The 18,575-nt window shown below is 74.2% G+C and carries 19 protein-coding genes; 10 read left to right on the top strand and 9 right to left on the bottom strand.

What is annotated here, in order from left to right:
* Nucleotides 1-81 precede the first annotated feature (81 nt).
* From ABT084_RS07285 to ABT084_RS07255, 7 genes are all read left to right on the top strand, one after another.
* Nucleotides 82-1,617: a vWA domain-containing protein gene (locus ABT084_RS07285; protein WP_351038994.1), complete on the top strand. Its 1,536-nt coding sequence runs from the start codon at nt 82-84 to the stop codon at nt 1,615-1,617.
* A gap of 148 nt (nt 1,618-1,765) precedes the next feature.
* Nucleotides 1,766-2,923: an ABC transporter substrate-binding protein gene (locus ABT084_RS07280; protein ID WP_351038992.1), complete on the top strand. Its 1,158-nt coding sequence runs from the start codon at nt 1,766-1,768 to the stop codon at nt 2,921-2,923.
* 7 nt (nt 2,924-2,930) lie between these two features.
* Nucleotides 2,931-3,875 carry an ABC transporter permease gene (locus tag ABT084_RS07275; protein ID WP_351038990.1) on the top strand — a complete coding sequence of 315 codons (945 nt, stop codon included), beginning with the start codon at nt 2,931-2,933 and terminating at the stop codon, nt 3,873-3,875.
* Nucleotides 3,863-4,735 (top strand): ABC transporter permease, encoded by an 873-nt coding sequence (locus ABT084_RS07270; RefSeq protein ID WP_351038988.1) that lies wholly within the window; start codon nt 3,863-3,865, stop codon nt 4,733-4,735. The genes ABT084_RS07275 and ABT084_RS07270 overlap by 13 nt, the downstream gene beginning before the upstream one ends.
* Complete coding sequence (locus ABT084_RS07265; RefSeq protein ID WP_351038986.1) at nt 4,735-5,886, top strand: ABC transporter ATP-binding protein; 1,152 nt, start codon at nt 4,735-4,737, stop codon at nt 5,884-5,886. Before ABT084_RS07270 ends, ABT084_RS07265 begins: the two co-directional genes overlap by 1 nt.
* Nucleotides 5,883-6,524 (top strand): HAD family hydrolase, encoded by a 642-nt coding sequence (locus ABT084_RS07260; RefSeq protein WP_351038984.1) that lies wholly within the window; start codon nt 5,883-5,885, stop codon nt 6,522-6,524. Before ABT084_RS07265 ends, ABT084_RS07260 begins: the two co-directional genes overlap by 4 nt.
* Nucleotides 6,525-6,567: 43 nt before the next feature.
* Nucleotides 6,568-7,320 (top strand): GntR family transcriptional regulator, encoded by a 753-nt coding sequence (locus tag ABT084_RS07255; protein WP_351038982.1) that lies wholly within the window; start codon nt 6,568-6,570, stop codon nt 7,318-7,320.
* A 24-nt stretch (nt 7,321-7,344) separates the two neighbouring features.
* Here the strand turns inward: ABT084_RS07255 and ABT084_RS07250 are convergent, their stop codons facing one another.
* The 7 genes from ABT084_RS07250 to ABT084_RS07220 all read right to left on the bottom strand — a co-directional run bounded on the left by ABT084_RS07250 (nt 7,345) and on the right by ABT084_RS07220 (nt 12,558).
* Entirely contained in the window at nt 7,345-7,920 is a 576-nt protein-coding gene (locus ABT084_RS07250; protein WP_351038980.1) for a phosphonate degradation HD-domain oxygenase, read from the bottom strand.
* Entirely contained in the window at nt 7,917-9,026 is a 1,110-nt protein-coding gene (tmpA, locus tag ABT084_RS07245; RefSeq protein WP_351038978.1) for a 2-trimethylaminoethylphosphonate dioxygenase, read from the bottom strand. The genes ABT084_RS07250 and tmpA overlap by 4 nt, the downstream gene beginning before the upstream one ends.
* A 161-nt stretch (nt 9,027-9,187) precedes the next feature.
* On the bottom strand, nt 9,188-9,553 hold the full coding sequence (locus ABT084_RS07240; RefSeq protein ID WP_351038976.1) for a YbjQ family protein: 366 nt from the start codon (nt 9,551-9,553) through the stop codon (nt 9,188-9,190).
* A gap of 70 nt (nt 9,554-9,623) precedes the next feature.
* On the bottom strand, nt 9,624-9,989 hold the full coding sequence (locus ABT084_RS07235; RefSeq protein WP_351038975.1) for a DUF6204 family protein: 366 nt from the start codon (nt 9,987-9,989) through the stop codon (nt 9,624-9,626).
* A 43-nt stretch (nt 9,990-10,032) separates the two neighbouring features.
* Nucleotides 10,033-10,770, bottom strand: a complete 738-nt coding sequence (locus ABT084_RS07230) for an SAM-dependent methyltransferase (RefSeq protein WP_351038973.1) — start codon at nt 10,768-10,770, stop codon at nt 10,033-10,035.
* Between the two features lie 10 nt (nt 10,771-10,780).
* Complete coding sequence (locus ABT084_RS07225) at nt 10,781-11,623, bottom strand: ATP-grasp domain-containing protein (RefSeq protein WP_351038971.1); 843 nt, start codon at nt 11,621-11,623, stop codon at nt 10,781-10,783.
* Nucleotides 11,620-12,558 (bottom strand): ATP-grasp domain-containing protein, encoded by a 939-nt coding sequence (locus tag ABT084_RS07220; RefSeq protein ID WP_351038969.1) that lies wholly within the window; start codon nt 12,556-12,558, stop codon nt 11,620-11,622. The genes ABT084_RS07225 and ABT084_RS07220 overlap by 4 nt, the downstream gene beginning before the upstream one ends.
* Before the next feature lie 307 nt (nt 12,559-12,865).
* Here ABT084_RS07220 and ABT084_RS07215 point away from each other — a divergent pair, with 307 nt between their 5' ends.
* Together ABT084_RS07215 and ABT084_RS07210 are read left to right on the top strand one after the other, a co-directional pair.
* On the top strand, nt 12,866-14,623 hold the full coding sequence (locus tag ABT084_RS07215) for a carbohydrate binding domain-containing protein (protein WP_351038967.1): 1,758 nt from the start codon (nt 12,866-12,868) through the stop codon (nt 14,621-14,623).
* Between the two features lie 65 nt (nt 14,624-14,688).
* The gene (locus ABT084_RS07210) at nt 14,689-15,285 is read left to right on the top strand and encodes a HutD/Ves family protein (protein WP_351038965.1); all 597 of its coding nucleotides are present in this window, start codon (nt 14,689-14,691) and stop codon (nt 15,283-15,285) included.
* Nucleotides 15,286-15,309: 24 nt separating this feature from the next.
* Here the strand turns inward: ABT084_RS07210 and ABT084_RS07205 are convergent, their stop codons facing one another.
* On the bottom strand, nt 15,310-16,815 hold the full coding sequence (locus ABT084_RS07205) for an MFS transporter (protein ID WP_351038963.1): 1,506 nt from the start codon (nt 16,813-16,815) through the stop codon (nt 15,310-15,312).
* 154 nt (nt 16,816-16,969) lie between these two features.
* On the opposite strand from ABT084_RS07205, the gene ABT084_RS07200 reads away from it, so the two are divergent.
* Nucleotides 16,970-17,431, top strand: a complete 462-nt coding sequence (locus ABT084_RS07200; RefSeq protein ID WP_502968856.1) for a MarR family winged helix-turn-helix transcriptional regulator — start codon at nt 16,970-16,972, stop codon at nt 17,429-17,431.
* A gap of 41 nt (nt 17,432-17,472) precedes the next feature.
* On the opposite strand, the gene ABT084_RS07195 is transcribed toward ABT084_RS07200, so the two are convergent.
* Complete coding sequence (locus tag ABT084_RS07195) at nt 17,473-18,504, bottom strand: GlxA family transcriptional regulator (protein WP_351038961.1); 1,032 nt, start codon at nt 18,502-18,504, stop codon at nt 17,473-17,475.
* Nucleotides 18,505-18,575 lie beyond the last annotated feature (71 nt).

Genomic DNA, 18,575 nt, shown 5'->3' with positions numbered 1-18,575 from the left:
AAGGCCCGCCGGGACGTCACATTCACCAGTACCGGGAACGCCCAACGGACAGTCGGCGCACGGCCAACGGAGGAGCACCGCATGAGACTTCGCGCGAGGACGTACACGAGGGCGGTCGCCGCGCTCGCGGTGGGCGGCATCCTGCTGACCGGCTGCAGCGCGGCCGGAGGTGCGAACGGCTCGAGCAGGAACGGATCGGGGACCCGCTACGCCGCCCCCGACGGCGGCGGCCGGACCGCCGGCCAGGGGGAGTCGGAGGGGGAGAGCGACGGAGCGAAGCGCAGCGCTCCGCCCGCCGACTACCTGTCCACCTTCGCCCTGGACGTGGACACCGCCAGTTACGGCTTCGCCCGCCGCACGATCGGTGCGGGCCGGCTGCCGGATCCGCGGACCGTGCGGCCCGAGGAGTTCGTCAACAGCTTCCGCCAGGACTACCGCCGCCCGGAGGGCAACGGCTTCTCCGTGGCCGTCGACGGGGCCCGGACCGACGACGGGAACTGGTCGCTGATGCGGGTCGGGCTCACCACCGGGGCCCCCGCCGCGGACGCGGTCCGCAAGCCCGCCGCCCTCACCTTCGTCGTCGACGTCTCCGGATCGATGGAGGAGCCGGGGCGCCTGGACCTGGTCCGCACCTCCATGGAGCTGATGACCGACCGGCTCCGCGACGACGACTCGATCGCCCTGGTGACCTTCAGCGGCAAGGCCAGGACCCGGATTCCGATGACCCGCCTCGGCGGTCACCGGGAGCACATCCACGAGGTCGTCTCCTCCCTGCGGCCCGACAGCTCCACCAACGTCGAGGCCGGGGTGACCCGCGGCTACGAGGAGGCGGTCAAGGGCCTGCGCGAGGGCGCCACCAACCGGGTCGTGGTCCTCTCGGACGGCCTCGCCAACTCCGGTGACACCTCGGCGGACGGGATCCTCGAACGGGTCGAGACGGCGCGCAAGGACAAGGGCATCACCCTGTTCGGTGTGGGCGTGGGCAGTGATTACGGCGACGCGCTGATGGAGACCCTCGCCGACCGGGGCGACGGGCACACCGTCTACGTCTCCGATGCCGAACAGGCGCGGAAGGTGTTCCTCGACGACCTGCCCGCCCAGATAGACCTGCGGGCCCGCGACGCCAAGGCCCAGGTGGCCTTCGATCCGCAGACCGTGGAGAAGTTCCGGCTGATCGGGTACGAGAACCGGCGCGTCGCCGACGAGGACTTCCGCGACGACGCGGTGGACGGCGGCGAGGTCGGCCCCGGCCACAGCGTCACCGCCCTGTACGCGGTCCGTACGCGCCCCGGGGCGGCCGGGCACATCGCGACGGCCACCGTCCGCTGGCTCGACCCCGCCACCCGGGCCCCGCACGAGGAATCGGCCTCCGTGGAGGCGGCCGCGCTGACGGGCCGCTCCTGGACCGAGGCCGACCCGCGCTTCCAGGTCACGGCCGTGGCCGCCTACTTCGCCTCGGCCCTGCGCGAGCGCGGGGGCGGCTGGGAGCCCGTACCCGGCGCCGTTCCGCTCGACCGGCTCGCCGACCGCGCCTCCGAGGCGGCGGCCCGGACGGAGGACGCGGACGTGCGCGGGCTCGCCGACACCGTCCGGCGGGCTTCGCGACTGACGAACTGACTCCGCCGGCGATCGCTTCCGGTCACCGGCGTCGTCAGTGGCCGGAAACGACCGCCACTCGCTGTCCGGATGCCGCCTGCCATTCACCGGGGCGACATCCGGGACTCCGGTAATGGGCTCAGTTGTCCATACAACTTGGAGCCTCCACGTGATCACCGCGCACACCCGGACCGTCGCGCTCGCCGCCGGTCTCGCCCTCAGCGCCCTGGCCCTCTCCGCCTGCGGCGCCGCCCCCGACAAGGCGGCCGCGACCACGGCGAACGGCAAGAACGCCGCCACCGCCGCCTCCGCCGCCGACTTCGGCGGCATGGACGCCCTGGTCGCCGCAGCGAAGAAGGAAGGCGCCCTCAACGCCATCGCGCTGCCCCGCGACTGGGCGAACTACGGCGCCCTGATCGACGGCTTCACCAAGAAGTACGGGATCCAGGTCAAGGTGGAGAACCCGGACGGTTCCAGCCAGGACGAGATCAACGCGGTCAAGTCCCGCAAGGGTCAGGACCGCGCCCCGGACGTCCTCGACCTGGGCGCGGCCTTCGCCCAGTCCGCGACCGCCGAGAACCTCCTCGCCGCGTACAAGGTCGCCGGCTTCGACAAGATCCCCGAAGGCCAGCGCGACCCGCAGGGCCGCTGGGCCAACGACTACGGCGGCTACGTCTCCATCGGCTGCGACGCCAAGCGCGTCAAGGTCTGCCCGCAGACCTTCGCGGACCTCCTGAAGCCCGAGTACAAGGGCCAGGTCGCCCTCAACGGCAACCCCACCAAGTCCGGCTCCGCCTTCGCCGGCGTCTACGCCGCCTCCCTCGCGAGCGGTGGCTCCTTCGACGACATCCAGCCCGGCCTCGACTTCTTCGGCAAGCTCAAGAAGAACGGGAACTACAACCCCGTCGAGTCCACCCCGGCCACCGTCGAGAAGGGCGAGACGCCCATCAGCATCGACTGGGACTACCTGAACGCCGGTTACGCCGAGCAGTTCAAGCCCAAGGGCATCGACTGGAAGGTCGCCGTCCCCGCCGACGGCCAGTTCGCCCAGTACTACTCCCAGGCCGTCAACAAGGACGCCCCGCACCCGGCGGCCGCCCGCCTGTGGCAGGAGTACCTGTACAGCGCCGAGGGCCAGAACCTGTGGCTGGGCGGCCACGCCCGGCCCGTGCTGATGCCCGTCATGGAGGCCGACGGCACCCTCGACAAGGCCGCTGCCGCCGCCCTGCCCGCCGTCACCGGCACCCCGAAGTTCCCGAGCCAGGAGCAGACCGCCAAGGCCAAGGAGATCCTGGCCGGCGGCTGGGCCAAGGCGATCGCCGGCTGACGCGCAGATGACCCCTCACGCACCGGTCGCCGCCACGCCGGGCTCCGTGCCCGGCGCGGCGGCGGTCCCCGCCCCCGCAGCCCCCGCGCGGTCCCGGCCCGCACGCCGCCCGCGCCGCCCCGGCGCCTGGCTCGCCGCCCTCCCGCTGCTCCTCCTGGTCGCCCTCGCCTTCGGGCTCCCGGCCCTGGCCATGGTCTTCGGCGCCTTCAGCGTCAAGGACCCGGTCGCGGGCACCTCCGCGTACGGCATGGACAACCTCACCCGCTCGGTCGACGGCGCCTACCGCACCGCCCTCGTCGGCAGCGTGAAACTGTCCGCGCTCACCGCCGCCGCGGGCGCCCTCCTCGGGCTGCTCGTCGCCCAGGCCGTCGTCAGCTCCCGCAGCCGCGTGCTGCGCGAAGCCGTACTGACCGCCTCCGGGGTGCTCGCCAACTTCGGCGGCGTCCCGCTGGCCTTCGCCTTCGTCGCCACCCTCGGCAACGCGGGCGTCCTCACCACCGGCCTCGGGCTCGAGGCCCACGGCTGGTCCCTGTACGGCTTCTGGGGCCTGTCGCTGACCTACCTCTACTTCCTGGTCCCGCTGATGGTGCTCACCGTGGCGCCCGCCCTCGACGGCCTGCGCCCCCAGTGGCGCGAGGCCGCCCAGGACTGCGGCGCCTCCACCTGGGGCTACTGGCGCCACATCGGGATCCCCGTGCTGCTGCCCACCCTGCTCGGCGGGTTCGTCCTGCTCTTCGGCAGCGCCTTCGCCGCCTACGCCACCGCCGCCGCGATGGTCGGCAGCTCCGTCCCCCTCGTCACCCTGCAGATCGCCGACGCGCTGTCCGGGAACGTACTGATCGGCCAGGAGAACGTGGCGCTCGCGCTCAGCCTGGACATGGTGCTCGTCGCGGTCCTGGTCATGGCCGTCCACCTGCCCCTGCAGCGAAGGAGCACCCGATGGCTCGCCTGATCCCGGCCGTCCGGACCGCGGGAGCCCCGCGCCCCGGCCGCATGATCGTCCTGCTGCTCGCGGCGACGTACTTCCTGGTCCCGCTGCTCGCCTCCGCCGTCTTCACGCTCGACATCCCGGGCCAGGGCTGGACCCTCTCCGCCTACACCCGGATCGTGCACGCCGACGGCTTCCTCGCCGCGCTGACCCTCTCCCTCGGCCTGGCCGCCGCGACCGTGGCCCTGGTGCTGCTGGTCACCGTCCCGGCCGCCGTCGCGGTGCGGCTCGGGGCGCCCCGGCTGCGCTCGGTCCTGGAGGTCGTGTGCACCCTGCCGCTGGTGGTGCCGCCGGTCGCGCTGACCGCCGGGATCACCACGGTGCTGCGCTGGGGGCCCGAACAGCTCGCCGCGACCCCGCTCTACCAGACCTTCGTGGCCGTCCAGAACCCCTCCTTCCCGCTGATCCTGGTCCTCGCCTACGCCGTGATGGCCCTGCCGTTCGTCTACCGGGCGCTCGACGCCGGGCTGCGCGCGGTGGACGTACGCACCCTGGTCGAGGCGGCCCGTGACCTCGGGGCGTCCTGGCCGCGCGCGCTGGTCCTGGCCGTACTGCCCAATCTGCGGGGCGCGTTGCTGAACGCCTCCTTCCTCGCGCTGGCCCTGGTCCTGGGCGAGTTCACCGTCGCCCAGCTGCTGGGCTTCGAACCCTTCACGGTGTGGGTCGTGCAGGCCTCCGGCTCCGACGCCCGGCTGTCCGTCGCCGTTTCCCTGCTGAGCCTGCTGCTGACCTGGATCCTGCTGCTCGCCCTGACGGTGGCCGGCCGCAAGCGCCACCACCGCACCCCCCGCACGAAGTCCGTATCCGTAGGAGTCACCCCCTGATGAACGCGACGACCGCGACGACCGCGACACCCGAGACGCCCGTGAAGGCCGGGACCGGCGCCGGAGCGCGCCTCGAACTGCGCGGCCTGCGCCGCGAGTTCGGCTCCGCCGTGGCCCTCGACGGCCTCGACCTCGAAGTGGCCCCCGGCGAACTCCTGGCCCTGCTCGGCCCGTCGGGCTGCGGCAAGACCACCGCCCTGCGGGTCCTCGCCGGGTTCGAACGGCCCGACGCCGGAGCGGTCCTGCTCGACGGCAAGGACATCGCGGCGGTCCCGGCCAACCGCCGCGACACCGCCATGGTGTTCCAGTCGTACAGCCTCTTCCCGCACCTGAGCGCCACCGACAACGTCGGCTTCGGCCTGCGGATGCGCGGCGTCTCCGCCGCCGAACGGCGCACGCGCGCCGCCGAACTCCTCGAGCTGGTCGGCCTGCCCGGCCACGGCGGCCGCTACCCGCACCAGCTCTCCGGCGGCCAGCAGCAGCGCGTCGCCCTCGCCCGCGCGCTCGCCCTGCGCCCCCGGCTGCTGCTCCTCGACGAGCCGCTGTCCGCCCTCGACGCGCAGGTCCGGGTGACGCTGCGCGAGGAGATCCGCCGCCTCCAGCTGGAGCTGGGCATCACCACCGTCTTCGTCACGCACGACCAGGAAGAGGCCCTCTCCATGGCCGACCGGGTCGCCGTGATGCGCGGCGGCCGCCTCGAACAGTGCGCCACGCCCACCGAGCTGTACGCCCGCCCCGCCACCGGATTCGTCGCCGACTTCATCGGCGCCATGAACCGGGTGCCCGGGCAGGCCGCCGCCGACGGCACCGTCGAGGTGCTCGGCGTCCGGCTGCCCGTCGACGGCCCGGCGCCCGCCCCCGGGCCGGTCGAGGCCCTGCTGCGCCCCGAGAGCCTCGAGGTCACGGCTCTGGACGACGGCCCCGGCCGCGTCCTCGGCACCGCGTTCCACGGCCCGACCGTCCGGGTGCGGATCGCGCTGACCGACGGCCCGGCCCGCGGGAGCGAACTCAAGGCGGACGTCCCCACGCACGCCGCGGCCGGCCTGCTGCCCGGCGCCCGCGTCGACGTACGGCCGCAGCCGCGCCCGGTGCTGCTCGCGCCGCAGGACGGCCCGGTACGCGGCGCCTCCGCCCGGGACGGCGCCGCGTGAGCCTGCAGGCGGTCCTCTTCGACATGGACGGCACCCTGGTGGACACCGAGGGCGTCTGGCTGGAGGTGGTCGAGGCCGCCGCCGTGCGCCGGGGGCGCGCGCTGGACGCCGTACGCCGGACCGCGGTCACCGGGCGCTCCGTCGAGGACACCGCGGCGCTGCTGGCCGGGTACCTGGACGCGCGGGAGCCGGACCTCGCCGCCGAGCTGGGGGCCGGGTTCGCCACGCGGCTCGCCGCCGGGACCGTCCCGCGCCCCGGCGCGCTGCGGCTGCTCGCCGCGCTGCGCGCCGAGTCCGTGCCCACCGCGCTGGTGTCCGCCTCGCCGCGGGCCGTGGTCGACCAGGTGGCGGGGACCCTGGACGGGCACCGCTTCGACGCGCTCTTCGGCGCGGAGGACACCGTACGCACCAAGCCCGAGCCCGATCCCTACCTCGCGGCCGCGCTCGCGCTCGGCGTGGAGGCGGCCCGCTGCGTCGCGGTCGAGGACAGCGCGACGGGCGTGGCCTCCGCGCTCGCCGCGGGCTGCCGGGTGCTCGGGGTGCCGTCCACCGAACCCCTCGCCGCCGCCCCCGGGTTGACCCTCCTCGGCTCGCTCGCCGACGCGGACCCGGCGCTGCTGCGCGCGCTGTGCGCGTGAGGGGCGCCGTCGGGCGTTCCGGCGGCCGTGGCAAGCTGGGTCCGTGAACGAGGCCCCGCGCACCACCCCGTTGTACCTCCGCGTCGCCGCGGACCTGCGGACCGCCATCACGGCGGGCGAGTACGGCTCCGGGGCCAGGCTGCCCGCGGAGGACGAACTCGCCCGCCGTCACGGCGTTTCCAGGGGGACCGTCCGCCAGGCGCTCGCCGCGCTGCGGGCCGACGGCCTGGTCACCTCGCGCAGGGGCACCCGCCGGGTGGTCCTGGCCGCGCCGGGCGATGCGGGCTCCGCCGAACTGCGCAGCTTCACCCGCTGGGCGCGCTCCCTGGGCCGCGAACCGGGCGGCCGGACGGTCGCGGTGGACCGGGTGGCGGCCGACGCCGAAGAGGCCGAGCACCTGCGGATCGGCGCCGGGGACGCGGTGTACCGGGTGCGGCGGCTGCGGACGCTGGCCGGGGCTCCGGTGATGGTGGAGCGCACGACGTACCCGGAGGCCGTCGGCGCGCTGGTCGCGGCCATGCCGCTGGACACCGTCTCCTACTCCGCCGAACTCGCCCTGCACGGAGTGCTGTTCATGGACGCCCACCACACCATCGACCTGGTGGCGGCGGACGGTCACGACGCGGAACTGCTGGGCTGCCGGGCCGGGGAGGCGCTGCTGCGGGAGCGGCGGCGCTCCACCGACCCGGCGGGGGCGCCGGTGGAGTGGTCGCAGGACCGGTACCTGCCGGGCACGGTGGCCTTCACGGTGCACACGACCGCGGCCAGTGCGCTGGGCCGCCGCCTCGGCCCCTGACCGGGGGCCGAGGGGCCGGCACCGTCAGGAACGGATGAGCAGGGACGCCAGCAGCGGCCGGAAATGCGCGAAGCCCGGGGTCGCCAGCTCCGGATCCTTGGCCCGCTCGTCCCAGCGCCGCACCGCGATCGCGTCGGCCGCGCCCGGCAGCGCCTCGAAGGCGCGGGCCTGCTCGGCGGTCATCGGGCCGCCCTGCACGCGCAGGGTGTGCACGGACGCCTCGGAGAGCAGGGCGAAGTACCCCGGCTCGGCCGCGCACAGGTACCGCTTGGCGGCCACGTGCAGCCGCACCGGCTCGGTGACCTCGGGCCCGAACCACTGCCCGAGCCAGTCCGCCCCGGTGTGGCTGTGCCGGTTGTCCTGGTGACCCTCCATCAGGTCGCGTCCGGTGACGGTCCCTTGGAAGTGGCCCACGTCGTGCAGCAGCGCGGCGGCGATCAGCGCGGCGGGCGCCCCGGCCGCCTCGGCGAGCGCGCCGGCCTGGAGCATGTGCCCGGCCTGGGTGACCGCTTCGCCGAGGTATTCGGCGCTGCCCTCACCATCGAAGAGCGCGGCCAGTTCGTCGAGCGGGTCCACGGGGTCCACGGCGGCGGCGTTCATCGGGCGCCCCCGGCGCGGCGCAGGACGGCGAGGGTGGAGGCGAGGCCGTCGAGGTCGGCGTAGGCCCCCTGGAGGTGGCGCGCGCCGGCCTCGGAGAAGGCCGTACGGGCATGCAGCAGCCGGGTGTTGTCGAAGACGAGGCAGTCGCCCGGGGTGAGCCGGAAGTCCAGCCGCAGCTCCGGGCGGAGCAGGAGCGCGGCGAAGGTCCGGTAGGCGCGGTAGAACGCGTCGAGGAGGTCGGCCGGCTGGTGCAGGGTCGCGAGGGAACGGTTGTTGAAGCGGACCTCGCGGATGCGGCCGAGGGAGTCGGTCTCGATCAGCGTCCGCTGGGCGCGCAGCTCGGTGCGCGCGTCGGCGAAGGCGAACTCGGCGGGGACGCGGGTCAGGACGTCGAAGGCGTCCGGGTCCTCGGCCCGCAGCAGGGCGGCCGCGTGGAACCCGTCGACGAGCCCGGAGTCCCCGCCGCGCGCCTCGTTGGCCAGGCAGTGCAGGAGCTGGAGCGTGGGGACCGGATCGCGGTAGGGGTTGTCGGTGTGCGGGGTGATCCGGGCCCCGGTGAAGGCCAGGTTGTTGGGCTCCGCCTCGACGCGCACCTCGAACAGCTCGCCGTAGTTCGTCTCGCGGACGTGGCCGAAGGTCCGGGCCACCGTGAGGACCTGCCGGTCACGCGGGGGGACGCCGCGCAGCAGGACGAAGCCGAGCCGCTGGACGCTCTCCAGGGCGTGGGCCCGTACCGCGTCGTCGGTGTCGTACGCGGCCCAGTCGGCCTCGGGCAGCCGTCCGGCCAGGTCCGCCGCGGCCCAGGTCTCCTTGTCGGCCTCGGTCCGCCCGTCGCCGGGGTGGGATCCGCCGGCCCCGGGGGCGTGCGCGTCCAGCCAGGCCAGGGGGTAGAGGGAGCGGTGGCCGTCCGGGGCCCAGACGACCTCGTGGGCGGGCTCACCGAGCGCGGTGACGCTCTCCCGGGCGGAGCCGACCGCGAGGGCGGCCGGGAGATCGGTGATCTGGAACAGCTTCTGGCCGCTGCGCGGATCGCGGCAGTCGGCGCAGGGGCAGTTGTCGCGCAGCCAGAGCGCGGGTGGGCGGGGGAGGGTCGTCGTTGCCGTCATCACGGCTCCCGTCGTCGTGGTCGCTTCCGATTCGCTTCAGGGGCCGAAGTTGTACATACAACTTCGGCCCCGAGGAGCGTGACAGTCGCGCATGACGGCGAGGTTGCGCCGGGGTGGACGGCGCGGTGGACGACGCGGGGGTGGCGGGGCGGGCGGCCCGGCTACTGCGGTGCGATGACGACGGCCGTCCCGTAGGCGCACACCTCGGTGCCCACGTCGGCGGCGTCGGTCACGTCGAACCGCATCATCAGCACCGCGTTCGCGCCGCGGGCCTGAGCCTGTTCGATGAGCCGCTCCATGGCCTGGTTGCGGGTCTGCACCAGGGTCTTGGTCAGCCCCTTCAACTCGCCGCCGATCATCGACTTCAGCCCGGCGCCGATCTGGCTGCCCAGGTGGCGCGAGCGGACGGTGAGCCCGAAGACCTCCCCGATGACCCTCTGCACCTGATACCCGGGAACGTCGTTCGTCGTGACGACGAGGACCGCGGACTGAGCCCCGGCGCCGCCGCCGTAATCATCGATACCCATGCGGCCACTCTCCCGCCGCCCGGCGCCCCCCGCATCCCGGGAGCGGGGTACGGGGCGGGCCGGCCGTCGGTCAGCCGGTCGGCAGGGCTGCTGCCGCCGCGCGCCGGCCGCGCTTGCCGAGCGGGGCCAGCGAGAGGTCCTGGGACTGGGACGTGATGTTCTTGAATCCGTATCCGCGCTCCTCCAGCCACGCCTCGGCGGCCAGCTCGGCCCGCGCGCCCGCGTCGAGGATGTCCTCCTCCGTCTCACCCGACTCCAGGAAGCGGAAGGTGAAGAACGGCCGGGCGCCGATGTCGTAACTGAGGTGGCCCTCGGCGGTGAACTCCGCCCGCAGCACGTCGTGCTCCGGCGCGCGGGCCAGCAGCTCCGCGTGCTGCTCGGGGGTGAGACCGTCGAAGGCGCCGCGGACGGTGACGCGGAAGGTGCGTGTACTCATCCCCCGACTCTAGGCCGGTGCCCGCGGCGGCCGCACCGGCTTTTCAGCCGGCCGTCCTGCGCAGCACCAGGGTCAGGAAACCGAAGCTCTCCCGATAGGTGCCCAGCCATTCGGAGCGCCGTTCGGCGGCCGTTTCCAGGGCCTGGGCGCTGTCCGCGTCGTCCGGGTGGTCCAGCGCCCAGTCGGCCAGCGTGCCCCAGAGCGCCCACTCGTAGTCGTCGAGCTCGCGGCGGGTACTGACGTGCCCGAGCACCGGGGTCCAGCCCGCGGCGGTGATCTTGTCCAGGGTGGTCGCCAGGTCGGCGTAGTTCCCGAGCATCTCGACGGCCTCCGGGGTCGGCTCCCGCTCCCAGAAGCCGTCGCCGATCAGCACCCGCCCGCCCGGGGCCAGCTGCGCCGCCGCCGCGTCGAGCGTGGGCAGCAGGCCGCCGAAGGCATGGGTGGAACCGACGCTGAGGATCAGGTCGAAGGGATGCGGCGCGGTGAAGTCCGCGGCCGCCTGCTGGTGCAGCACCAGCCGGTCCTGGAGACCGCGCGCGCGGGCCGCCGCGGAGGCCTGCTCCAGGGCCTCCGGGGACACGTCGACGCCTTCGGCACGGGCCCCGGGGTGGGCCGCGAGCGCGCGCAGCAGCCACTCCGCCGTGCCGCAGCCGAGATCGACCAGGCGCGCCTGGTCCCGGGCCACGCCGCTGTCCAGCAGCCGCTGCACCGACGTGTCGTCGAGCGGGGCCTTGATCGGGTGGCGGGTGTGCGCGATGCGGGAGATCTGTTCACGGTTCATGATCGAACCCTCACACCTGGCCGGACCGCCCGCACCCGGTTTTCGCCGTGGCCCGGCGGCCCGTTCCCGCGCGGCGCAGGGCGAGCGCGGCCAGCGCCGCGGGGGCGTCGGCCTGACCCCGGATGCCGGGAAAGGCGTTGATGTCCACGATCAGCGGATCCCCGTCGCCCCCGGTCGCGATGATGTCCACGCCGAACACGTCCAGGGCGAAGACCTCGCCGACCGCGCGGACCAGCTCCCCCCAGCCCGGCGGCAGACCGCCGGGCGCGAGCGGCAGGTTGGGGCCGCGGCCGCCGGGGGAGAGCTCGGAGCGGCGCACCGCCGCGTAGACCCGGTCCCCGATCGCCCACAGCTTGTGGTCCCAGCCGCTGTTCGGCGCGAACTCCTGCACCACGACCGGCTCCCCGGCCCACCGCGGGACCAGCGCGTCCAACTGCGCCCCGTCGTCGACCCGGGCGACCAGATCGCCCCGGCGGCTGTGGTGGCTCTTGACCACGACCGGCCCCGCGAGCGGCGGGCCCGCGGCCAGCTCGGCGAGCGAGGTGAAGGCGCGGGTGGCGGCGAACGGCAGCCCCGCCCCGAGGGCCAGCTCGGCCATCAGGGTGCGGTCCTGGCACAGGGTGGTCGCCGCCACCGAGTTGAGCACCGGCGCCCCGAGCGCCTCCGCCTCCGCGGCCAGGGCGAGGGCGCGCGGCGTACGGGACTTGAGCAGGTACACATCGGCGGGCGGACCCGGCAGCCGCTCCGTGGTGCCCGGATCCAGCACCTCGACCCCGTGCTCGGGCGCGAGCAGGGCGCTCGCCCCGGCCAGCAGCGGATGCCCGGGGTCGGGGGTGATCAGTCCGATCCTCACGGGCCCTCGCCCGCCGGCACGGTCGCGGGAACGGCCGCCTCCGGCGCCGTCGCCACGCTCAGCTGCGCCGGGATCGAGGGCGCCCGCACTCCCGCGGCCGAGGCCGACGCCGCGGCGCCCGGCGATCCCGCGCGGGCCAGCCCGAGCACCGCCCGGGCCACCCGCGCCGCCGCGTCCGGCACCTGGCGGAAGCTCGGGAAGTCGTTCACGTCGACCACCACCGGCCCGTCCGGGCCGAGGACCACGTCGACCCCGTACAGGTCCAGCCCGTAGACCGCACCCACCTGCCCGGCTATCGCGGCCACTTCGGCGGACAGCGGCACGCGCCGCTCCCGGACCGAGTGGTCGGGGTGCAGCGGCGAACGGCGCTCGGTGGCGTACAGCTCGCCGCAGACGCTGTACACCTTGATGTCGGTGCCCGCGTTGGGTACGTACGGCTGCGCGATCAGCATGCCCTCGCCCGCCAGTTCCGGGAGCATCGCGGCCAGTCGCTCCGGCGAGGACACCAGGTGCACGGCCCGGCCGGAGCTGCCGTCGGCGGGCTTGACCACCAGCGGGTACTCCGCGGCCGGGAGCTCCAGCAGGAGTTCGGGCCGGGCCACCGCGTAGGTCACGGGCAGCGGCAGCCCGCGGCTGCTGCCCAGGGCGGCAGCGAGCGCCTTGTCCCGCACGCCCCGGATCGAGCGGGCGTCGTTGACCGTGGTCATCCCGGCCCCCGCGGCGGCTTCGAGCAGGGTGAGCCCGGGGCCGCCGGAGACGGTCTTGAGCACCCACGCGTCATGGGCGCCCGAGCGGACCGCCTCGGTCATGCGCAGGAGGGAACCGCCGGGCCGCACCACGTCCACGTGGTGTCCCCACGCGGTCAGCTGCCCGATCACCTCGTTCGGCATGCCGTCATGGCGGTACTGCTCCTCCACCAGAAAGCAGAGCCTCATCGACCTATTCCTGTCTGCTCCGGACATCGACCGGTCCGGCCCGGCGAGTTGTGACGTCATAGGATGTCATGAACCGGCACGAGCCAGGCATCGGTGCCCCGTTCCCGGCTCTCCGGGTGCGCTGAGGCCGCCCCGGCAAGGGCTCCCGCGTCCCGGTGGGCGCCCCAAGCGGGTCTGAGCGGCGCCGAGTTGGCCGGATCGGCAAACCCTTGGGAATGAAGTGGTCTGGACCCTTGACCGAGGGATGGTCCAGACCAATCATGAGGCGTTCGCCCATCCGCACGCTCACGCCCCACCGGGAGCAACGATGAGACGCCCCAGGCCCCTGCGCGCCTTACTGGCCGCCCTCTGCACGGTCACCGCCTCCGCCGGCCTCGTCCTCGCGGCGGACTCCGCCGCGCACGCCGCCGCGACCCCGCTGCCCGCGCACGTCTTCGCCCCGTACTTCGAGGCGTACGCGAACGACAGCCCCGCCGACCTCGCCCAGAAGTCCGGGGCGAAGTACCTCACCATGGCGTTCGTCCAGACCGAGGCCAAGGGATCGTGCACCCCCTACTGGAACGGCTCGACCGGCCAGCCGGTCTCCGCCTCCGTCTTCGGCGCCGACTTCGCCACCATCCGCTCCCGCGGCGGTGACGTCATCCCCTCCTTCGGCGGGTACGCGGCCGACAACGGCGGCACCGAGATCGCCGACAGCTGCACCAGCGTGGACTCGATCGCCGCCGCCTACGAGAAGGTCATCACCACCTACGACATGGCGCGCCTCGACATGGACATCGAGGACAACTCGCTCACCAACAAGGCGGGGATCGACCGCCGCAACCAGGCCATCAAGAAGGTCCAGGACTGGGCCACGGCGAGCGGCCGCCCGCTGCAGATCTCCTACACCCTGCCGACCACCACCGGAGGTCTCGCCAGCAGTGGACTGGCCGTCCTCAAGAGCGCGAAGACCGCGGGCGCCCAGGTCGACGTCGTGAACCTGATGACCTTCGACTACTACGACAACGCGAGCCACGACATGGCGGCCGACACCCAGAGCGCCGCCACCGGTCTCTACGACCAGCTCGCCGCCCTCTACCCGGCCAAGACCCCCGCGCAGCTCTGGGGGATGGTCGGCGTCACCGAGATGCCCGGCATCGACGACTTCGGCGCAGCCGAGACCTTCACCACCGCCGACGCGACCGCCGTCTACAACTGGGCCGTCGGCAAGGGCATCAACACCCTGTCCTTCTGGGCCCTGCAGCGCGACAACGGCGGCTGCCCCGGCACCGGCGGCTCCGACACCTGCTCGGGCATCGCCCAGGACCCCTGGTACTTCACCCACACCTTCGCGTCCTTCACCGGGGGCGGCGGACCGGTGGCCGACGACTTCTCCCTCGCCGTCGCCCCCGGATCGGCCTCGGTGGCTCCCGGCGGCGCCACCACCGCGACCGTGCGTACGGCCGTCACCTCGGGCAGCGCGAAGACCCTGGCCCTGACCGCGGCCGGAGCCCCGGCCGGGGTCAGCGCCGCGCTGAGCCCCGGCTCGGTCACGGCGGGCGGCTCCGCGCAGCTCACCGTCACCGCGGCGGCCTCGGCCGCGCCGGGCACGTACCCGATCACCGTCACCGGGACGGCGGGGCAGCTCACCCACTCCACGACCTTCACCCTGACCGTCACGGGCCCGGGCGGCGGCGGCGGAGCCCTGGTCAACGGCGGCTTCGAGAGCGGCGCGCTCGCGCCGTGGACCTGCGAGAGCGGGGGCGCGGTGGTCGCGACCCCGGCGCACGGGGGCGCGTACGCGCTGAGGACCGCACCGACCGCGAGCCGGACCGGGGAGTGCGCGCAGACCCTCACGCTCACCCCGAACACCAAGTACACCCTGAGCGGATGGGTCCAGGGCAGCTACGCCTACCTGGGCGTGCGCGGCGGTGCGAGCGCCAGTACGTGGACCAGCTCCGCGGCCTGGACCAAGCTGTCTGTCCCCTTCACCACCGGGGCCTCGGGCGCGGTGACGGTGTACCTGCACGGCTGGTACGGCCAGGGATCCGTCTACGGGGACGACCTCTCGGTCGACAGGAACTGAGGGCGACCCGCGGGATGCCGGGGCGGGTGCGCGCGGGCCGCGCCCGCCCGGGCATCCTGATCACCATGACGAGCGAGCGTGACGTGAGGATCCTGCGGGCCGGCGACCGGACGGCCGAGGCCTGGAAGAACGGCGGGGGAGTCACCCGGCAGATCGCGGTCCGGCCCGAGGGCTCCGGTACCGGCGACTTCGCGTGGCGGGTCAGCCTCGCGGAGGTGGCCGCCGACGGCCCCTTCTCGGCCTTCCCCGGGGTCGACCGCACGCTCACCCTCGCCGAGGGCGCCGGGATGGACCTCACGGTGGACGGCGTACGGCGCCTGGTGGACGAGCGCTACGCGCCGCAGCGTTTCGCCGGGGACGTGGCGACCGGCTGCCGACTGCTGGACGGACCGGTCGTGAACTTCAACGTGATGTACCGCAGGGACGCCGTCCGGGCGGAGGTGGCCGTCGTACGGGGCGACCTCGCCCTCGCCGCGACCGGAGGCGGCTCGCTGCTCGTGATCGCCCTGGCGGGGGCCGCGTCCCTGGAGGGCGCGGGCGCCGAGGGCGGCGTCCGGCTGGAAACGTACGACGCCCTGCTCGCCACGGGAGGCGAGCAGGGCGTCCTGCACCTGAGCGCGGCGGGCCGCGCGGCGGTGGTCCGGTTCACACCGGCCGGGTAGTACGGGTCAGGCGGGTTGTGCGGGTCAGACGGCGTCGGCGCTCTCGGGCGCCTTCGCCGGCACGCTCTGCAGCCGCGGCGCACTCGCCTCGACCACGCGGGGGCCGGTCTTGCCGCGCAGGCCGAGCCAGCTGATCACCGCGACCAGCGCGAAGGCGACGGCCCCGATGCCGAAGGTCAGGGTGAATCCCGACTCGGCGGGCAGCGGCGGGACCCCGGCGGGCAGGTGCTCGATGGTCTTGGACGCCAGGATCGTGGTGACGATGGCGCTGCCGATCGCGCTGCCGGTGGAGCGGGAGATGGAGTTGATGCCGTTGGCGATACCGCTCTGGTGGTGCGGGACGCTCGCCATGATGACGGCGGGCATGGCCGCGTAGCCGAAGCTGACGGCCGCGCCGACGACGACACCGGCGCCGATCACCGAGAAGGTGTGCTCGTGGTCCAGGGCCAGCCAGCCGAAGCCCACGGCGCCGAGCGCGGCGGCGACGGCGAGCGCGATCCGCGGCCCGCGGTGGCGGACCAGCTGGCCGCCGACGGGGGAGGCGAGCAGCGAGACGATCGCGCCGGGCAGCAGGAACTGGACGGACGCGCGCAGGATGGAGGCGTCGAAGCCGTATCCGGTGAGCGCCTTCGGCATCTGCACGAGGTAGGAGACGCCGAGGAAGTTCGCGAACATCCCGAAGCCGACGAGGATGCCGGCCAGGTTGGCCATCAGCACCGGACGGTGCACGAACATCCGCATGTCGACGAGCGGCTCGCGGACCTTCAGCTCGGTGAACACCCACACGCCGCCCATGACCACGGCGCCGGCGAAGCTGCCCAGCGTGCGGCCGGAGGACCAGCCCCACTCGTGGCCCTGGGAGATCGGCAGCAGGAGGAGCAGCAGCGCGATGCCGAGGGTCAGCGCGCCGAGGATGTCGGTGCGGCCGCCGGTCTTGTGGCGGGTGGCCGGGACGAGGAAGGCGACCGCGAGGAGGGCGAGGACGGCGAAGCCGGTCGCCATCCAGAAGGCGTTGCGGTAGTCCGCGTCCTTGCCGGAGGTGAGCAGGCCGGTGGCCACGAGCGCCAGGCCGCTGCCGAACGCGAGCGTGCCGCTGACCAGCGCCATCGCCCCGGGAAGCTTCTGCGGGCGGACCTCCTCGCGCAGCACCGAGAGGGCCAGCGGGAAGATCGCGGTGGCGGCGCCCTGGAGCACCCGGCCCAGGATCAGCAGCGGGAGCGAGGTCGCCAGCGCGGCGATGACCGAACCGACGACCATCACGCCGAGGACGGCGATCAGGGTCGGCTTCTTGCCGTGCTGGTCACCGAAGCGGCCGAGCAGCGGGGTGAAGACCGCGGCGGACAGCAGGGTGGCCGTGGTGACCCAGCTCACGTTGGCGGTCGAGGTGCCGAGGTCGGTCCGGATCAGACCCAGGATCGGGACGGGCAGGGTCTGCATCATCGACACGACCATGGCGGCGAGGCTGAGGGCGAAGACGATGACCGTCTCGTTCCTCTGCCCGGCGGCGGGGGCGGATGCGGGGGTGCTCATGGCTGGCAGGACCTTCTCATGGCTTCAGGTTGCTTCAGACCGCAGATGTTTGAGTGCATCAAGCAGTTGGTCAGGGGATGACGTTAGACGCAGATAGTTAAGGACGTCAAGTAAATGATTGATGACCTCAAGGACTGTGCGTACACTCGCAGACATGAGCGACACTCCAGGCATGAGCGCCACCGCCCCGCCCACGCCCGCCAAGCTCCGGCTGCTGGAGCTGCTCGCCGCGATCGCCACCGCCCAATGGCGGGACTTCGCCGCCGCGGCAGCCCGGCACGGCCTGACTTCCACGCAGGCCAAGGCCCTGGCCCAGCTCGACTCCCCGGTCCCGATGAGGGGCCTCGCCACCCTGCTGGTGTGTGACGCGTCCAACGTCACCGGGATCGTCGACCGGCTGGAAGCACGCGAGCTGGTCCGGCGCGAGGCGGACCCCGCCGACCGCCGCGTCAAGAACGTCGTGGCCACCGACGCGGGCCGCGAGATCATCCGGCGCGTGCGCGAGGAGATGCAGGCCACGCACGGCGCGCTCGACACCCTCGACGAGGAGGAGAGCGCGACGCTCTCCGCCCTGCTGGAGCGGCTGCGCCCGACCATGGAGAGCAAGGCGCTGTAAGCGGCCCGGCTCCCTGCTCGGCCGCGCCCGGCCCGGCAGGGTTACGGCGTGCCGCGGAAGGTCTGCCGGTAGGCGCGCGGGGACAGCCCCACGCGTCGTACGAACGCGGGCCGCAGCGAGACCGCCGACCCGAAGCCGCAGCGCGTGGCGACCTCCTCGACCGGCAGGTCCGTCTCCTCCAGCAGCTGCTGGGCGGCCAGCACCCGCTGCTCCAGCAGCCAGCGCAGCGGCGTCGACCCGGTGGCCAGGGCGAACCGGCGCGCGAAGGTGCGCTCCGACATCAGGGCCGCGTCGGCCATCCGCCGGACCGTCCAGGCGCTCCCCAGCGCGCCGAGCACCGCGTCCCGCGCCCCGGCCAGCGGGTCCTCCGGCCCGCCCGCCGGCTCCCGCGGCACCGGCGACGGAATGAACTGGGCCTGCCCGCCCGGCCGGAACGGCGCGGTGACCATCGCCCGCGCGATGGCCGCCGCGGCCCGCTGGCCGTGCGCGGAGCGCACCAGGTGCAGACAGAGGTCGATGCCCGCCGCCACCCCCGCCGAGCTCCAGATCTCCCCGTCCCCGGTGAACAGCACCTCCGGCCGGACGCCGACGCCGGGGTGGCGCGCGGCCAGCCGCCCGGCCAGGGCCCAGTGCGTGGTGACGGTACGGCCCTCCAGCAGACCCGCCTCGGCCAGGACGAAGGCGCCCGCGCACAGCGACGCCAGCGCGATGCCCCGGGCGTGTGCGGCGCGCAGCATCTCGAGCACGGCCGGATCGCGGGTGGCGAGGGGCTCCTCCACCCCCGGGACCAGGATCAGATCGCACTCCAGCAGCGCGTCGAGACCGTGATCGGGCACCCGCTCCAGGCCGCCGCCGAGCCGGACCCGGGCCGCGTCAGGGCCGCACACGCGCAGCTCGGCCCCGGCCAGGCGGCCCCACACCTCGATGATCACGGCGTAGTCGAAGGCCCGGACCCCGTCGAAGACCAGAGCGCCGACGGTCCGCAGCTCCCGGAGGGCGGGGACGGGCGCGGAAGCGGGGACGGGGCCGGGCGTGGGGAGGGGCGCGGGGGCGGGTGCGGGTGCGGCGGGCATGGCAGGAATCTATCGATCACCGGCGGCCCGTCCCCTCACGGGCCCCGTCCGGCCCGCACCACGATGGAGCC

Source organism: Streptomyces sp. NPDC002138 (genome assembly GCF_040296485.1).
Taxonomy (GTDB): domain Bacteria; phylum Actinomycetota; class Actinomycetes; order Streptomycetales; family Streptomycetaceae; genus Streptomyces.
This window is presented reverse-complemented; position numbering and strand designations above follow the sequence as displayed.

Coding starts and splice junctions, on each gene's coding strand:
- tmpA (WP_351038978.1), bottom strand. CDS start 9,026: ATGACGGCAACGACGACCCTCCCCCGCCCACCCGCGCTCTGGCTGCGC.
- ABT084_RS07240 (WP_351038976.1), bottom strand. CDS start 9,553: ATGGGTATCGATGATTACGGCGGCGGCGCCGGGGCTCAGTCCGCGGTC.
- ABT084_RS07195 (WP_351038961.1), bottom strand. CDS start 18,504: ATGCCCGCCGCACCCGCACCCGCCCCCGCGCCCCTCCCCACGCCCGGC.
- ABT084_RS07210 (WP_351038965.1), top strand. CDS start 14,689: ATGACGAGCGAGCGTGACGTGAGGATCCTGCGGGCCGGCGACCGGACG.
- ABT084_RS07200 (WP_502968856.1), top strand. CDS start 16,970: ATGAGCGACACTCCAGGCATGAGCGCCACCGCCCCGCCCACGCCCGCC.
- ABT084_RS07250 (WP_351038980.1), bottom strand. CDS start 7,920: ATGAACGCCGCCGCCGTGGACCCCGTGGACCCGCTCGACGAACTGGCC.
- ABT084_RS07285 (WP_351038994.1), top strand. CDS start 82: ATGAGACTTCGCGCGAGGACGTACACGAGGGCGGTCGCCGCGCTCGCG.
- ABT084_RS07265 (WP_351038986.1), top strand. CDS start 4,735: ATGAACGCGACGACCGCGACGACCGCGACACCCGAGACGCCCGTGAAG.
- ABT084_RS07230 (WP_351038973.1), bottom strand. CDS start 10,770: ATGAACCGTGAACAGATCTCCCGCATCGCGCACACCCGCCACCCGATC.
- ABT084_RS07215 (WP_351038967.1), top strand. CDS start 12,866: ATGAGACGCCCCAGGCCCCTGCGCGCCTTACTGGCCGCCCTCTGCACG.
- ABT084_RS07220 (WP_351038969.1), bottom strand. CDS start 12,558: ATGAGGCTCTGCTTTCTGGTGGAGGAGCAGTACCGCCATGACGGCATG.
- ABT084_RS07270 (WP_351038988.1), top strand. CDS start 3,863: ATGGCTCGCCTGATCCCGGCCGTCCGGACCGCGGGAGCCCCGCGCCCC.
- ABT084_RS07235 (WP_351038975.1), bottom strand. CDS start 9,989: ATGAGTACACGCACCTTCCGCGTCACCGTCCGCGGCGCCTTCGACGGT.
- ABT084_RS07205 (WP_351038963.1), bottom strand. CDS start 16,815: ATGAGCACCCCCGCATCCGCCCCCGCCGCCGGGCAGAGGAACGAGACG.
- ABT084_RS07275 (WP_351038990.1), top strand. CDS start 2,931: ATGACCCCTCACGCACCGGTCGCCGCCACGCCGGGCTCCGTGCCCGGC.